This window comes from Mesorhizobium sp. A623 (genome assembly GCF_054489405.1).
Map to the genome: position 1 here is coordinate 63151 of NZ_JBTMXB010000013.1, position 16050 is coordinate 79200.

Below are 16050 nucleotides of genomic sequence, written 5' to 3' on the forward strand. Positions count from 1 at the left end.
GGAGGAGATGACGTGAAATCCGGCGCCGCCAGTCGCGACCATGAGTCCAGTCTCGCCATGCGCGCGGCGTGGCTTCATTACGCCGGCGGCCTTACCCAGGCCGAGGTTGCCAAGCGGCTCGGTCTCACCAGCCTCAAGGCGCATCGGCTGATCACCAAGGCCAACCATGACGGCCTGATCCGCGTCGTCATCGACGGCGACGTCGGCGAATGCGTCGAACTGGAACAGCTTCTGACGACGAACTACGGGCTCGACTATTGCGAGGTCGTTCCCGATCTCGACCAGGTCGACCTGCCGCTCAGGGCGCTGGGCATTGCCGGAGCGCAATTCCTGAAGCGCGAGATCGATCGCGGCGATCCCATGCTGATCGGCGTCGGCCATGGCCGCACGCTGGCCTCAAGTGTGGATTATCTCACGCACACCGTTGCCGCCCATATCCGCTTCGTTTCGCTGTTGGGCGGCGTGACGCGCAAATTCGCGGCCAACCCGCACGATGTCATTCACCGCCTGGCCGAGCGCACCGGCGCGCAGGCCTATGTGATGCCTTTGCCTTTCGTCGCCAACACGGTCGAGGACCGCGATGTGCTGCTTGGCCAGCGCGGCATCGGCGACGTTTTCGACCTGGCGGCCCGCTCCGACCTGATGTTCGTTGGCATCGGCACTGCCGAGCGCGAAGCCTCGCTCGTCGCAACCGGTATGATCGAGCATTCCGAGATCGACGAGGTAAAACGTGAAGGTGGCGTCGGCGAGTTGCTCGGCCACTTCTTCGACGATCGTGGCCGTCCGGTTGAAACGGCGCTGTCGGAAAGGATGCTGGCTCTTCCGCGCGAGCGGTTGAAGGGTCGCCGCATTGTTGCGGTAGCGGGCGGCCAGGTGAAGGTCCGGGCGATCAAGGCGGTGCTGGAAAGCCGCTATCTCAGCGGCCTGATCACCGACGAGACCACGGCGCGTGCGCTTCTTGGGCAAGCCGAAAGCCCCGAGATGCCCGGTGAGGCGAAACACAAGTTGAACGGAGTATCCTCATGAGCGCGAAAACGGCCTCTGCGGCATCCGGTCGTCGGTCATCACCGGGTCTGCGCAGGATTGTCACCGGTGTTGCGGTCCTGGTGGTGCTTGGGGCGATGGCTCTCGACACGAAAGTGGTCAGGATCGGTTCGGCCGAGGATGTGCAAAGCGCGGTCTTTTCGCCGGAGGAATATGGCAAAACGGAATTCCCGAAGGTGCAGGCCGACGTCGAAGCGCGCGCCGTCGATGCAGCGACGGTTGCCGCCGCCATCGCCAAGGACAAGATAGCCGCGGAAAAGGAATATGGCGTCCCGGCAGGTGTCGGCCCGGCCATATCGGTCAAGTTCGCCGGCGTCGTCGGCGAGGGCAAGTCGGGCATCTACAAGATTGCGGTACCGGGTATCGGCGATACGCCGCTGGTGCGGTTGCAGACCGGGCCGGCGATCAACGGAACCGAGCTTCGCGACGCCTCCGGCAAGATCACCTTCGGCCAGTTCAAGAACCAGATCGAGTATCAGAACGCCGGCTCGGCGCTGAACAACGAGATGAAAAGCGAGGTTCTGTCGACAATCGACACGAGCGCGCTGACCGGCAAGACCGTAACGGTTGTCGGCGTGTTCAAGCTGATCAACCCGAAGAGCTGGCTGGTGACGCCGGTGAGGCTTGACGTGCAATGACCATCCACCCGCAACTCGAGCACGTGAATGGCGATGTCGTCCTGTCGGCGTACAATGTCGCCAAGTCCTATGGCGGCGTTCACGCGCTCAAAGGCGTCAATTTCGATATTCGCCGCGGCAAGGTCACGACGCTGTTCGGCGAGAATGGCGCGGGCAAATCCACGCTGATGAAAATCCTGTCCGGCGTGGAGACGTCGACTTCGGGCGAGATCGTGCTGGATGGCGATGTCGTCAGTTTCTCTTCCGCCTCAGATGCGCGCGGCCGGGGTATCTCCATCATCCATCAGGAACTCAGCTTGGCGCCGAACCTAAGCGTTCGTGACAACATCTTCATGGGACGCGAACTGCGCACGCTGACCGGCGTCGATTTTGCGGAAGAAGCCCGCCAGGCGCGCGCCTTGCTGGCGGATCTCGAAGAAGACATCGACCCGATGACGCCGGTCGAGGAATTGCGCCTTGGCCAGCAGCAGATCGTCGAGATTGCGCGCGCCCTGTCGGTCGATTCCCGTATCCTGATCATGGACGAGCCGACGTCGGCGCTGAGCGCGACGGAGGTCGAGGTGCTTTTCAAGGTCATCCGCGACCTGACCGAGCGCGGCGTCGCCATCGTCTATATCTCGCATCATCTGGAAGAGGCGCTGCAGATCACCGACTACGCGGTGGTGCTGCGCGACGGCGCGATCACTGCGAAGGCCGAAGTGAAGGAAATCGACCTCGAATGGATCGTCCGCAACATGGTGGGCGAGAATTTCGATCTCGGGTCGCCGCCGATCGGCCATGAATTCGGCGAGGTCGCCCTGTCGATCGAGGACGTCAGCGTCGCCGACGCCTCCGGTTCCGGCTACTCGGTCGTCGACCACCTGTCGCTCGACGTCAGGGCCGGCGAAATCGTCTGCATCTACGGGCTGATGGGAGCAGGGCGCACCGAGTTGCTGGAGGCCGTCGCCGGCCGGATACCCATGACCGGGGGGCGGGCCATGCTGGAAGGCGAGGATATTGCGGGGCTGACAATTGCCCAGCGCATCGACAGCGGCCTCGTTCTCGTGCCGGAGGATCGGCAGCGCGACGGTCTTGTGCAGACGATGACGGTGGGGCGCAATCTCTCGCTTGCCAGCATCGAGGCGTTCAGCAGGGGCCTTTTTCTCTCCAGCACCCGCGAGCGGGTGCTGGTCGATGATTCCATCCGCAAGGTGACGGTCAAGACTACCGGCGGCAATGCCATGATCGGTTCGCTGTCGGGCGGCAATCAGCAAAAGGTGGTGATCGGCAAGATGCTGGCCACCAACCCCAAGGTCATCCTGCTCGACGAACCCAGCCGCGGCATCGACGTCGGCGCCAAGGCCGAAGTGTTCCGGCTGCTCAGCGAGGGCGCCACTCAAGGGTTGGCGGTTATCTTTTCAACCTCCGAGGTGGCCGAATGCCTGAGCGTCGCCCATCGCATTGTGGTGATGCGGCGCGGCCGGATTTCGGCCGAGTTCGATGCGAACGCCACCAAGGCAGAAATCATGGCCGCCTCCGGCGAAGCCGTGGTCGCCTGACATTCAGGATTTCGGAGCCCGATCATGAGCACAGTCTCCCAGGCAACAAAACAGTCGGAAACGCACACGAACGGTGACGGCTTCAGCATCGCCAAGCTTCTGCTTGAAGGGCGGGCCTTCTTCGCCCTGATCGTCATCATCATCGTCTTTTCGCTGTTGTCGCCCTATTATTTCTCCCTGGCCAATTTCCTGACTATGGCCTCGCACGTCGCCATCTTCGGCATTCTCGCCATCGGCATGCTGCTGGTGATTCTCAATGCCGGCATCGACCTTTCGGTTGGCTCCACGCTGGGGCTTGCCGGCGTGGTTGCCGGCTTCCTGATGCAGGGCGTGGCGTTGCCCGCCTTCGGCATCATCCTTTACCCGCCGGTCTGGGTGGTGGTGGTGCTGACCTGCGCCCTGGGAGCCTTTGTCGGCCTCATCAACGGCGTGCTTATCTCCCGCTTCAAGGTGCCCGCGTTCGTGGCGACACTCGGCGTCATGTACATGGCGCGCGGCGTGGCGCTGCTGATGACCAACGGTCTCACCTACAACAATCTTGGCGGCAAGCCGGAACTTGGCAACACCGGCTTCGACAGGCTCGGCTTCGACCGCCTGTTCGGCGTGCCCACCGGCGTGGTGGTGTTGGCGGTGCTGGCGATCCTCGGCAGCATCCTGTTGAACCGGACCGCCTTTGGCCGCTGGCTCTATGCGTCGGGCGGAAATGAGCGCGCGGCAGAGTTGTCGGGCGTGCCGGTCAAGGCCGTGCAGGTCACCGTCTATGTGCTGGCGGGCATCTGCGCGGCCATTGCCGGCCTGATCCTGTCCTCGCAGCTTACCTCGGCCGGACCGACGGCCGGTAATACCTACGAATTGACCGCGATCGCGGCCGTCGTCATCGGCGGCGCTTCGCTGATGGGCGGTCGCGGCACGATGCGCGGCACCATGCTCGGGGCCTTCGTCATCGGGTTTCTGTCGGACGGTCTCGTCATCATCGGCATCTCCGCCTACTGGCAGACGGTGTTCACGGGTGCGGTCATCGTGTTCGCCGTGATGCTCAACGCCGTTCAATATCGCCGCCGTGGCAAACCTTCGGGTTCGACCGGCGGCCAACCAACTTCCCCGAAAGAGGTGACGGCCGTACCTACCAAGCCTGCTCAAGGGAAGACTGCCGGATGATCCGGCAGCAACGCCTATCAATCACAGGAGGAACGAACATGAAATCCGTGCTTAAAGGTTTGATGGCCGCCGCGATGGTGGTCGGGTTCACCGCCGTCGCCTCGGCGGAAGGCCTGATCTCGATCATCGTCAACGACCCGGCCAATCCCTATTGGCTGACCGAGGGCAACGTCGCCAAGGCCACCGCCGAAAAGCTCGGCTACACGGCTAATGTCGGCGCCCACAAGGGCGACACCAATGCCGAAAGCAACCTGATCGACACCGCGATCACCAACAAGTCGGTGGCGATCATCCTCGATCCGGCCAACGCCGACGGCTCGGTCGGCGCGGTCAAAAAGGCGGTCGCGGCCAACATCCCGGTGTTCCTCGTCAATGCCGAGATCAACCAGGAAGGCCTGGCCAAGGCCCAGTTGGTGTCGAACAACGCGCAAGGCGCGGCGCTTGGTGCGCAGCAATGGGTGCAGGACGTTGGCGAGAAGGGTAAGTATGTCGAACTTCTCGGCGCTCCGTCCGACAACAATGCCGCCACGCGCTCCAATGGCTATGAAACGGTGCTCAGCCAGTATCCGGATCTCGAAAAAGTCGCTTCGCAGGTCGCCAACTGGGATCGCACCCAGGGCCACGACAAGATGCAGAGCATGCTTCAGGCCCATCCGGACATCAACGCCGTGATCAGCGGCAATGACGAAATGGCCCTTGGCGCGATCGCGGCGCTGAAGGAAGCCGGCAAACTGGCCAGCATCAAGGTCGGCGGCTTCGACGGCTCGCCTGACGCGGTTGACGCGATCAAGGCCGGCGAACTGCAGTACACCGTGCTGCAGCCGGTTGCCATTTTCGCGGCCAAGGCCGTGGAGCAGGCCGACAACTTCATCAAGACCGGGGCGACCGGGGCCGACAGTGAAAAGCAGTTGTTCGACTGCCTGCTCATCACCAAGGACAATGTCGACAAGTACACCGCACCCTTCGTGCTGTCGAAATAACCAGGTCAAGGGGGTGCCTTTTCGGGCATCCCCTGTTCTTCCATACTTAAAGCCGAAAAAAGCTTCTGGTATATCTTCTCGCAGCTACCCGGAACGTTCGATATGAAAGACGTCATCATCGGTATCGACGCCGGAACGTCCGTCATCAAGGCGGTCGCATTCGACCTTGGCGGACGCCAGATTGAGGTGGCGTCCGTCACCAACAGCTTCGTCACGCTGGAAGGCGGCCGTGTCGAACAGGACCTCGACCTGACCTGGGACAACGCCGCGCGCACCGTGCGCGAACTGGCGGCGCTGGTTCCCGACCTCGCGCGACGCACGGCGGCCGTGGCGATCACCGGGCAGGGCGACGGAACCTGGCTGATCGGTGGCGATGGCAAGCCCGTCGCGCCGGCCTTGCTGTGGCTCGACGCGCGCGCCGGCCATCTGGTCGAGGAAATGCGCGCCGATCCGTCCGACCGAACCCGCTTCGAACTGACCGGGACCGGGCTCAACGCCTGCCAGCAGGGCGCGCAACTGCGCTGGCTGAAAGACAACGAGCCCGACATGCTGGAGCGTGCCGAGACCGCCATCCATTGCAAGGACTGGCTCTATTTCCGCATGACGGGTGAACGCGTCACCGACCCTTCCGAGGGGACGTTCACGTTCGGCGATTTCCGCACGCGCACCTACTCGGATGACGTGATCGGCATCCTCGGCCTCGCCTCCCAGCGCCGTCTGCTGCCGCCGATGCTGGAAGGCACCACCGATCATCACCCTCTTTCGGCTTCGGCGGCGGCAGAAACCGGCCTGCTACGGGGAACCCCTGTCGTGCTCGGCTATGTCGACATGGTCGCTACCGCGCTCGGTGCCGGCCTCTACGATCCGCGTGGCAATGTCGGCTGCACCGTCATCGGCTCGACCGGCATCCACACCCGACTGGCTACCTCTCCCGAAAGGGTCGTGCTCAACGCCGATGCGTCGGGCTACACGATCGCCATGCCGGTACCCGGCGCCTATGCGCAACTGCAATCGAATATGGCGGCGACCCTCAACATCGACTGGCTGCTCGGGCTGGCGCGCGACGTTTTGGCGACTGCCGGCAGTGAGCCGTCGCATCGCGAATTGCTCACGCTTCTGGATGGCTGGGTCGACAAGGCGACGCCCGGAAGCCTGCTCTATCAGCCCTATATTTCGCTTGCCGGCGAACGCGGGCCATTCGTCGAACCCGACGCGCGGGCGGGCTTCATTGGTCTTTCGGTAAGCCACGGCTTCGCCAACCTGGCGCGCGGGGTCCTGGAAGGTTTGGCCTTCGCGGCGCGCGACTGCTACGAGGCGATGGGTTCGGTCCCCGGCGAAATCAGGCTGTCCGGCGGTGCTGCGCGCAACGCCTCGCTGCGCCGTATCGTTTCTGCCGCGACCCGCGCCAGGATCAGGACGAGCAGCCGGCAGGAAGCCGGCGCCGCAGGTGCTGCGATGATCGCGGCGGTCGGCCTTGGCGTCTATCCTTCGATGCAAGAATGCTGCGCCGAGTGGGTCGAGCCGCTGCTGGGAGATGGCGAAACCTGCGATCAAGCGCTCGCAAAAACCTATGACGACCTGTTTCCGTCCTTCGTCGCGGCACGCAAGGCGCTTCAGCCGGTATGGAAGTCGATGGCGGGACGATAGGGCGAGACGCCGCCGCCGATCCACCCGCATTTCTAGGAGCAAAAGCCTTGAGCGATCAATCCGAACCTGTCGATATCTTCGTTATCGGCGGCGGCGTCAACGGAGCCGGCATCGCCCGCGATGCGGTTGGGCGCGGCTTGTCCGTCATTCTGTGCGAGAAGGACGACCTGGCGCAGGGCACCAGTTCGCGTTCTGGCAAGCTGGTGCATGGCGGTCTGCGCTACCTCGAATATTACGAGTTCCGGCTGGTGCGCGAAGCTTTGATCGAGCGCGAGGTGCTGCTCAATTCCGCACCCCATATCATCTGGCCGATGCGCTTCGTGCTGCCGCACAGCCCGCAGGACCGGCCGGCATGGCTGGTCCGGCTTGGCCTCTTCCTCTACGATCATCTTGGCGGTCGCAAGCGGCTTCCCGGCACGCGCACGCTCAACCTCAGGACCGCCCCGGAAGGCGCGCCGATCAAGGATTTTTTTCGGCGCGGTTTTGAGTATTCCGATTGCTGGGTCGACGATGCGCGTCTTGTGCTGCTGAATGCGCTCGACGCCGCAGAACGTGGCGCGAAGGTTCTGACCCGAACCGCCTGTATCGCCGCGCGCCGCGAAGAGGGCCTGTGGTCTATCGACATGCGCGACGAGCGCAGCGGCGCCGTGACGACCGTGCGCGCCCGCGCGCTGGCCAATGCGGCCGGACCGTGGGTCAACGACATCATCCAGCGCGTCGCCGGGCAGAACGCCACGCGTCACGTCCGGCTGGTCAAGGGCAGCCACATGGTGGTGCCGAAATTCTGGGAGGGCCGGCAAGCCTATCTGATCCAGAATCATGACAAGCGCGTCATCTTCGTCAATCCCTACCAGAACGACCTGGCGCTGATCGGCACCACCGATATTCCCTATGAGGGGCGACCGGAGGAAGTCGCCGCCGACGGCAGCGAGATCGACTATCTGATCAAGGTGGTGAACCGCTACTTCAAGCGGCAATTGACGCAGGGCGACGTGGTCTACAGCTTTTCCGGCGTGCGCCCGCTCTATGACGACAATGCCGACAACCCGAGCGCGGTGACGCGCGACTATATATTCGAACTGGATGCACAAAATGGCGCGGCACCGCTGCTTTCCGTCTTCGGCGGCAAGATCACCACCTTCCGCAAGCTCGCCGAACATGCGCTCGAAAAGCTCCAGCCGTTTTTTCCGACCATGAAGAAAGGCTGGACCGCGAAAGCCGCGTTGCCCGGCGGCGACCTGCCTAACGCGGATTTCGAGCAATTCCTGAGCGATTTGCACGCCGAGTTTCCGTGGCTGAGCCCGTCGCTGCTCAAGCACTATGCGCGCAGCTACGGCACCCGCGCACGAAAACTGCTGGCCGGTTCGGGCAGAATGGCCGAGCTCGGCCTCCGCTTCGGCCCCGATTTGTATGAACTGGAAGGCCGTTTCCTGATCGAGACGGAATGGGCAAGAACCGCCGCCGACATTTTGGAGCGCCGCACCAAGCATGGCCTGCGGCTCGATGCCGCCGAGCGCGAAACATTCGAAAAATGGCTCGACGGGCTCAAGCTGGAGACGGCGCGATGAACCTGAAGACGGAGAGATTGCCTTGGCCTTCACGCTTTCGCTGAACACCAATCCGCTGGTCAACCGCTTCGCCGAGCCTGACGACCTGATCGATGCCGTCGCCTACGGCATCGGTATCCGTGACGTGCAGTTGACGCACGAGTTCGTCAATCCGGGCTGGCCGGCTGCGACCATCGCAAAATTCGTGCGGCAGTTCAAAAAAGCATTGGCGCGCACCGGCGTGCGCATCACCTCCGGCATGACCGGCCCTTACGGGCGGCTCAACCATTTCGGCCACCCGGACGCGGATGTGCGCCGCTACTATGTCGACTGGTTCAAGACTTTCGCCGACATTTCGGCCGAGCTTGGCGCGCCCTCCATGGGTACGCAGTTCGCCATTTTCACCCACAAGGATTATGACGATCCGAAACGGCGCACAGCCCTTTTCGACATTGCGCTCGAATGCTGGCGCGAGGTGGCCGAGCATGCCAAGGTGACGGGTCTCACTTACCTGTTCTGGGAACCGATGTCGGTCGGCCGCGAATTCGGCCACACCATCGAAAGCTGCAAGGCCTTGCAACGTGATATCGATGCGGCCGACCTGCCCATCCCGCTGAAGATGATGGTCGACATCGATCATGGCGACGTCACTTCGCCGAACCCGATCGATATCGACCCCTATGCGTGGGCGCAAGCTTTCCCGCTACAATCGCCGATCATCCACATCAAGCAATCGTCGATGAACAAGGGCGGGCATTGGCCGTTCACCGCCGCCCACAACAAGGATGGCCGCATCCTGCCCGAAAAGCTGATCGAGGCAGTGCGGCGCGGCGGCGGCACCGACAACGAGATTTGCCTCGAACTGTCGTTCAGGGAGCGCGAGCCGGTCGACCATCAGGTCGTCGCGATGATCCGCGAGTCGGTGGATTTCTGGGCGCCCTACATCGACACCGGACGCGACGATCTCATCCCCGCCCCATAAACGAAAACGCCGGTTCGAAAGCCGGCGTTTTGTTGGTACGGCCGAGCCGTTCAGCCGAACTTCGGGTCGAGTGAGCCGCTCTTGTAGCGCTTGGCCATCTCGGCGACCGGTATAGGCCGGATCGACGAGGCGTGGCCGGCGGTTCCGAATTCCTCGAAACGCTGCTTGCACAGCTTGGTCATCGCCACCATGGCGGGCTTGAGGTATTTGCGCGGATCGAACTCGCTCGGATCCTCGCTCAGCACCTTGCGGATCTGCCCGGTCAGGGCCATGCGGTTGTCGGTATCGATGTTGATCTTGCGCACGCCGTTCTTGATGCCGCGCTGGATTTCCTCGATCGGCACGCCCCAGGTCGGCTTCATCTTGCCGCCATAGGCGTTGATGATGTCCTGCAGTTCCTGCGGCACGGAAGAGGAGCCGTGCATCACCAGATGCGTGTTCGGCAGCTTGCGGTGGATCTCCTCGATGACGTTCATGGCCAGTACCTTGCCATCGGGCTTGCGGGTGAATTTATACGCGCCGTGCGAGGTGCCCATGGCGATCGCCAGCGCATCCACCTTGGTTTCGGCGACGAACTTGACCGCCTCGTCCGGATTGGTCAGCAACTGGTCGTGGCTGAGCTTGCCTTCGGCGCCATGGCCATCCTCCTGGTCGCCCATGCCGGTTTCCAGCGAACCCAGCACGCCGAGTTCGCCTTCCACCGAGATGCGCCATGTCGGCGACGGTTCGGGTGACGCCGACATTGTAGTCCCAGTCGCCGGGGGTCTTGCCGTCGGCATGCAGCGAGCCGTCCATCATCACCGAGGTGAAACTGGACTGGATCGCGGTCATGCAGGTGCCGGGTTCGTTGCCGTGATCGAGATGCACGCAGACCGGAATATGCGGATAGATTTCCGTCACCGCGTCCATCATGTGCTTGAGCATGATGTCGTTGGCATAGGTGCGCGCGCCGCGCGATGCCTGCAGGATGACCGGCGCGTCGCAGGCGTTTGCCGCCTCCATGATGGCGAGCGCCTGTTCCATGTTGTTGATGTTGAAGGCCGGCACGCCATAACCGTGTTCTGCGGCATGGTCGAGCAGTTGCCTGAGTGTGATGCGGGCCATTTGTCCTCCGTGGTCCTGAAAAACACATACTCTCCGGCGCCGGCTTACAAGAAGAATTCCCCTTGCGGGACGCCGATTCTGTTCGTTCATGGCCAAATACCGGCCGTTTGTCGGGTGCCCTTCACCGGGCGTCGAGGCGGTGCTGGCAATGCCAATCGATTTAGCCAAACTATGCCATATTTGTAACATTTAAAATATCAAAATCACATATATAATGTTGATAACGATACGATGAATGGTGTATTGTAGCCTTCCGTAACGTAGCTTGGTGCGAGGGAATTCGGGCAATGCAGGTGGGTGGTCGCAGGCAAGGTATTCTCGACCGCTTGATGGAAGCGGGCGCTGCCACGGTGGACGAATTGTCGACGCGCTTCGGCGTTTCCCGCATGACCATCCATCGCGACCTCGACCAGCTCGAACAGGAAGGCATGCTGCGAAAAGTTCGCGGCGGCGCATCGATGCAGTCGAGCGGGCAATTCGAAAGCGACTTCCGCTACCGGCAAAGGCTGGCTGGGCCGGAAAAGCAACGCATTGCCGCCGCAGCTGCCGCCTCGTTTGTCGAACCGGGCCAGACGGTCATCATAGATGACAGTTCGACAGCCGGCGGCATGGCCGGGCATCTGGCGGAAATTCGACCGCTCACCGTCATCACCAACAATCTGGCCGTCATCCAGCAACTGGCGGGAGCGGCGGGCATCACACTGATCGCCCTTGGTGGCCAGTACAGCAAGAAATTTCACGGCTTCTTCGGCCTCCTGGCCGATGAGGGCTTGCGCTCGCTGCGCGCCGATATCGCCTTCGTTTCGACGTCGTCCATCCATGGAACACGGGCGTTCCACCAAGATCAGGAAGTCGTCCAGACCAAGCGGCTGATGCTGGCGGCGGCGGAGCGCAAGTATCTGTTGGTAGACCACGGCAAGTTCGGCCGGCCCGCCCTACATTTCCTGACGGCGCTGGATTGTTTCGACGCAGTGCTGACCGGGGACAAACCGGATGCAGCGGCGGGCAGGGTTCTTCGTGAGGCGGGCATACGGCTGACCGTCATAGGCAAGGATTGAGCGGAGAAGAAAATGGCGCGCACTTGGGTCGGCACCAGTTGGAAGATGAACAAGACGCTGGCGGAAGGACTGGCCTATGCCGAGGCGCTGGCCGCCTTCGTGCCGGGCTTCGATCCTCGCATCCAGCCCTTCGTCATCCCGTCCTTCACCGCCGTGCGTGAGGTCAAGGCGGCCCTTGCCGACACGCGGGTGAAGGTCGGCGCGCAGAATATGCACTGGGCCGAAGCCGGCGCATGGACCGGCGAGATTTCACCGCTGATGCTCAAGGATTGCGGGCTTGATCTGGTCGAACTCGGCCACAGCGAGCGGCGTGAGCATTTCGGCGAAACCAACGCCACCGTCGGGTTGAAGACAGCCGCCGCCGTCCGGCACGGCCTCGTACCGCTGGTCTGCGTCGGCGAGACATTGGCGGAGCGCGAAGCCGGTCGAGCCGAGGAAGTTTTGACGGCACAGGTGCTCGGTGCGCTGGAAGGCCTGGCTGGCGATGAGATTTCGGCCGAAATCCTGCTCGCCTACGAGCCCGTGTGGGCCATCGGCGAGAAAGGCATTCCGGCCAGCGCCGACTACGCCGACAAGCAGCAGGCGCTGATCAAGCGGGTTGCCGCCACCCGGCTCGGTGCTGAGCCGCTGGTGCTTTATGGCGGCAGCGTCAATCCCGGCAACGCTGCCGAACTGGTCGGCCAGCCGCATATAGACGGCCTGTTCATCGGCCGCTCGGCATGGCAGCCGGAAGGCTACATAGACATCCTGAAACGGGTCTCGACGGCGGTTACCGGCGGAGCCTGCCCAACCCCATAAAAAGGAGAAAAACATCATGAAAATCGCACTTGGAGCAGACAGCGCCGGCAAGCCTCTGCTCGACGTCATCGCCGCCCATCTCGCCACCAAACCGGGCCTTGAGGTGACCGATCTCAGCCAGACCGGCTATTATGCCGACCTGTCGGCCAAAGTCGGCCACGATATCCTCGACGGCAAGCACGACCGTGCCATCCTGTTTTGCGGCACCGGCATCGGCGTTTCCATCTCGGCCAACAAGGTTCCCGGCATCCGCGCGGCGCTGACGCACGACACCTATTCCGCCGAGCGTGCCGCCAAGTCCAACAACGCGCAGATCATCACCATGGGCGCGCGCGTCATCGGCCCGGAACTGGCCAAGGCGATCGTCGATACCTGGCTTGCTTCCGAATTCGACCCGAACGGTTCTTCGGCAGGCAATGTGAAGGCCATCGACAAGCTCGACGCGGATCGCTGATTAAGTTTATTCCCAAGGGTCACTACCGATTTCGCGCGGCGACCCTTCAGCCGGGTGCGGCACCCTTCGGCACGACGAACACGGAATAAAGCGACTCCCGCGCCGTGATGAACAGGCAAGTCCGCTTTGGGTCGCCAAAAGTCAGGTTGGAGACGGGGATTCGGATCTTGCCAAGCAGGGTGCCATCGGGATCGAAGCAATGGACGCCGTCGCCGGCGCTCGCCCATATCCGGCCGTTAGGGTCCAGCCGGAAACCGTCGAACAGGCGGCGTTGCAGGTCGCGAAAACGCCTTCGTCCTTCAGCGATGGCCCGTCGATCCGGAGTTTGTGGATGTGGCGGGGGCCGTCTTTTTGATGGCTGCCGCCGGTGTCGCTGACATAAAGGATCGATCCGTCCGGCGAAAACGCCAGCCCGTTGGGCTTCACCATCGTGTCGATCACGCGCACCGCTTCGCCGCCTGATGGGCCGACGCGGTAGACATGGCAGCGTCTTGTTCCGGCTCGGCACGGTGGTTGTGTTGTAACGTTTTGAATACCGGCACTGTGGCAAGGAGAGCCTCTGACATTATCGGAGGATTGAATGTTCAAGGGCCGCCAGTTCGACCAATCGGTGATCCTGCTTTGCGTGCGCTGGTACCTGGCCTACTGTCTGAGCCTGCGTGATCTGGAAGAGATGATGGCCGAGCGGGGCATTGCTGTCGACCACACGACCATTCACCGCTGGACCGTCCGCTACGCACCGCTATTGCTGGAGCGTTTCATCCGACGCAAGCGGAGTGTGACCGGCAAATGGCATATCGACGAAACGTACATCAAGGTCCGTGGCCAGTGGATGTACCTTTATCGTGCTATCGAGTGTCGGCGACACAGTCGAATTCTGGTTTAGCGAGCAGCGTGACCTGCCGTCGGCCCAGCGGTTCTTCAAAAGGCGCTGGCGCGTCATGGCCGGCCCGACCGCGTCGTCATCGATGGCAGCCAGACCAACCACGAGGCTATCGTTTCCTGTGATGCCACAAATCGCTTACAGGATCGCTCTCGGCGCCGACTGAAGCCGATCGAAATCCGCAAGAATAAGTACCTGAACAACCGGATTGAGCAAGACCATCGGCGTATCAAGCGCCGCATCCGGCCAATGCTTTGCTTCAAATCACAGGCATCAGCGGCGATCATCCTGTCCGGCATCGAGATGGTTCATATGATGCGCAAGCGACAGGCGAGATACGCCTTCAATCCGAGTCCGTCCTTGGCAGAGCAGATCGCATTTCTTGCCGCATAATTGGCCTCGGACCAGGCCTCTTCGCTTCCAGTCAGCCGTTGCAACACAACCTGCGCTGTTCCAGTTAATCCCCTATCTCACCGGCGGCGAGCGACGGAAAAAGGCGCAAGCGCGATGCAGCCACGGCTTTACTCAATTTCCTCCTCACCCAAAGCCAATCCGGGTCGCGTCACGCTGACGGTAGACATGGTTCGATATGAGATCGCGGAGCGAACACGAAACGGCGTCGCCTCGACGTTCCTCGCCGAGCGCGCCGATCCCACCCACCCCATCAAGGTCTATATCCAGAAGGCCCATGGGTTTTGCCTGCCGGCGCATGGCGATGTTCCCATCATCATGGTCGGGCCTGGAACCGGCGTGGCGCCTTTCCGCGCCTTCCTGCAAGAGAGGCAGGCGACGGGGCCCACCGGCAAGGCGTGGCTGTTTTATGGGCACCAGCGTGCGGCGTCGGATTTGTTCTATGCCGAAGAATTCACCGCCCTGCGGCAGGCGGGAACTCTCACCAATGTCTCGCTGGCCTGGTCGCGCGTTATGGCGGACAAGGTCTACGTGCAGCACAAGATGATCGAGCACGGCGCCGAGCTTTTCAGCTGGCTACAGGACGGCGCGCATTTTTATGTCTGTGGCGACGCCAAGCGCATCGCCAAGGATGTCGAAGCCGCCTTGATGGGTATTGTCTCCACTCATGGTAATTGCTCGCCCAATCAGGCTGGAGCCTACGTCCAGGCTCTCAAGAAGGAAGGGCGTTATCAGGCCGACGTCTACTGAATTCTCGGAATGCTCGTCGTACGGCGATTTCCCCAATCGACTGCCAAAGTCAAGATCATGAGGTCGTTTACCAGCTTGGCGCAACGGCGCAGTATCCACTTGTACGAAGGCATCCGTTGGTCTGGCAAAAGTTGCGGGCTTTGGTAAGTCTTCCAGCCAAATGTCGCGGAAAGATTGGCGCCGAGAACGAGCGCACGACGACGTTGTCAAGGGGCAATGCCGCCCTTGTATAATGGAGGGTGCCACGATCAAGAATGCCGGTGGCGTTAGGTCGTCTGGGCGCTCGCTGCCTCAAAGCGACGTATAGCCCCCTTCGATCATGACGGTGGTGCCGTTGATCAGATTGGATGCCGGAGACGCGAGATAAAGCGCGCAATCGGCGATCTCGACCGTCTCGCCGAAGCGTCCGGCAGGCGTTCTTGCCAGCATCGGGTTACGCTTTTCCGGAAGACTCCAGACCTTCATTCCCATCGGCGTCAAGACGACGGTCGGGCAGATCGCGTTGATCTGGATATTGAAACGCGCCCATTCCGCCGTCATCGATTTGGTGAGCGCGTTGAGCGCTGCCTTGGAACTCGCATAGGCGGCATGGTCTTCAAGGGCGACCACGCCCGTCTGCGACGAGATATTGATGATCTTGCCCGACCTTCTCTCGATCATGCCGGGGGCAACCGCGCGGGCGAGCAGGAACGGCGCCCGAAGATTGACTTTCATCGTCAAATCCCAGTCGGCGACGGATGCATCCAGAATGGGATTGATGAGCGCCACACCAGCGCTGTTGACCAAAACGTCGATGCCGCCAAAATGCGCCAGCGCCTGTTCAGCCGCCGCGACGGGTCCATCAACCGTGGACAGGTCCGCCTCGATAGCGAGAAAATCACGCCCTGCGGCTCGCGCCGTCACCGACAACTCCACAAGGGAAGAGCGATCTCGCCCGACAGCGGCGATATCGGCGCCCGCATCGAGAAAGACACGCACGATTTCCGCGCCAATCCCCTTGGTTGCGCCTGTCACCAGGACTCGTTTTCCAGCGATCGAAAATCGCTGCTGCCATTTGC

The 16050-nt window shown here is 62.1% G+C and carries 13 protein-coding genes and 3 pseudogenes; 13 read left to right on the top strand and 3 right to left on the bottom strand.

Annotated features, from left to right (window positions below; translation table 11 throughout):
* Positions 1 to 57: 57 nt before the first annotated feature.
* The 8 genes from ACX3P1_RS15240 to ACX3P1_RS15275 all read left to right on the top strand — a co-directional run bounded on the left by ACX3P1_RS15240 (position 58) and on the right by ACX3P1_RS15275 (position 9534).
* Positions 58 to 1026, top strand: a complete 969-nt coding sequence (locus ACX3P1_RS15240; RefSeq protein WP_459080514.1) for a sugar-binding transcriptional regulator — start codon at positions 58 to 60, stop codon at positions 1024 to 1026.
* Positions 1023 to 1682 carry a DUF2291 family protein gene (locus ACX3P1_RS15245; protein WP_459080436.1) on the top strand — a complete coding sequence of 220 codons (660 nt, stop codon included), beginning with the start codon at positions 1023 to 1025 and terminating at the stop codon, positions 1680 to 1682. Before ACX3P1_RS15240 ends, ACX3P1_RS15245 begins: the two co-directional genes overlap by 4 nt.
* Positions 1679 to 3220, top strand: a complete 1542-nt coding sequence (locus ACX3P1_RS15250) for a sugar ABC transporter ATP-binding protein (protein ID WP_459080437.1) — start codon at positions 1679 to 1681, stop codon at positions 3218 to 3220. Before ACX3P1_RS15245 ends, ACX3P1_RS15250 begins: the two co-directional genes overlap by 4 nt.
* A gap of 24 nt (positions 3221 to 3244) precedes the next feature.
* Entirely contained in the window at positions 3245 to 4378 is a 1134-nt protein-coding gene (locus ACX3P1_RS15255; RefSeq protein ID WP_459080438.1) for an ABC transporter permease, read from the top strand.
* A 38-nt stretch (positions 4379 to 4416) separates the two neighbouring features.
* Positions 4417 to 5358: a substrate-binding domain-containing protein gene (locus ACX3P1_RS15260; RefSeq protein ID WP_459080439.1), complete on the top strand. Its 942-nt coding sequence runs from the start codon at positions 4417 to 4419 to the stop codon at positions 5356 to 5358.
* 102 nt (positions 5359 to 5460) lie between these two features.
* Positions 5461 to 7005, top strand: coding sequence for an FGGY family carbohydrate kinase (locus ACX3P1_RS15265; RefSeq protein ID WP_459080440.1), 1545 nt, complete (start codon positions 5461 to 5463; stop codon positions 7003 to 7005).
* Positions 6981 to 8573 carry a glycerol-3-phosphate dehydrogenase gene (locus tag ACX3P1_RS15270; protein ID WP_459080441.1) on the top strand — a complete coding sequence of 531 codons (1593 nt, stop codon included), beginning with the start codon at positions 6981 to 6983 and terminating at the stop codon, positions 8571 to 8573. Before ACX3P1_RS15265 ends, ACX3P1_RS15270 begins: the two co-directional genes overlap by 25 nt.
* Positions 8574 to 8595: 22 nt before the next feature.
* Positions 8596 to 9534, top strand: a complete 939-nt coding sequence (locus ACX3P1_RS15275; protein WP_459080442.1) for a sugar phosphate isomerase/epimerase family protein — start codon at positions 8596 to 8598, stop codon at positions 9532 to 9534.
* A 50-nt stretch (positions 9535 to 9584) separates the two neighbouring features.
* Here the strand turns inward: ACX3P1_RS15275 and fba are convergent.
* Positions 9585 to 10638, bottom strand: a pseudogene (gene fba, locus ACX3P1_RS15280) (class II fructose-bisphosphate aldolase).
* A 287-nt stretch (positions 10639 to 10925) separates the two neighbouring features.
* Here fba and ACX3P1_RS15285 point away from each other — a divergent pair.
* The 3 genes from ACX3P1_RS15285 to derI are packed head-to-tail and all read left to right on the top strand — an operon-like array spanning position 10926 to position 12948.
* Positions 10926 to 11696, top strand: a complete 771-nt coding sequence (locus ACX3P1_RS15285; RefSeq protein ID WP_459080443.1) for a DeoR/GlpR family DNA-binding transcription regulator — start codon at positions 10926 to 10928, stop codon at positions 11694 to 11696.
* A gap of 12 nt (positions 11697 to 11708) precedes the next feature.
* Complete coding sequence (locus tag ACX3P1_RS15290) at positions 11709 to 12494, top strand: triose-phosphate isomerase (protein WP_459080445.1); 786 nt, start codon at positions 11709 to 11711, stop codon at positions 12492 to 12494.
* 16 nt (positions 12495 to 12510) lie between these two features.
* Complete coding sequence (gene derI, locus ACX3P1_RS15295) at positions 12511 to 12948, top strand: D-erythrulose-4-phosphate isomerase (protein WP_459080446.1); 438 nt, start codon at positions 12511 to 12513, stop codon at positions 12946 to 12948.
* A 46-nt stretch (positions 12949 to 12994) separates the two neighbouring features.
* Here the strand turns inward: derI and ACX3P1_RS15300 are convergent, their stop codons facing one another.
* On the bottom strand, positions 12995 to 13339 hold the full coding sequence (locus tag ACX3P1_RS15300) for an SMP-30/gluconolactonase/LRE family protein (protein WP_459080515.1): 345 nt from the start codon (positions 13337 to 13339) through the stop codon (positions 12995 to 12997).
* 189 nt (positions 13340 to 13528) lie between these two features.
* On the opposite strand from ACX3P1_RS15300, the pseudogene ACX3P1_RS15305 reads away from it, so the two are divergent.
* A pseudogene (locus ACX3P1_RS15305) lies at positions 13529 to 14224 on the top strand (IS6 family transposase).
* A gap of 114 nt (positions 14225 to 14338) precedes the next feature.
* Positions 14339 to 14992 (top strand): annotated as a pseudogene (locus ACX3P1_RS15310) (ferredoxin reductase domain-containing protein); the annotation flags it as partial.
* 291 nt (positions 14993 to 15283) lie between these two features.
* Here ACX3P1_RS15310 and ACX3P1_RS15315 read toward each other — a convergent pair.
* Positions 15284 to 16006: an SDR family NAD(P)-dependent oxidoreductase gene (locus tag ACX3P1_RS15315; protein ID WP_459080447.1), complete on the bottom strand. Its 723-nt coding sequence runs from the start codon at positions 16004 to 16006 to the stop codon at positions 15284 to 15286.
* Between the last annotated feature and the right edge of the window lie 44 nt (positions 16007 to 16050).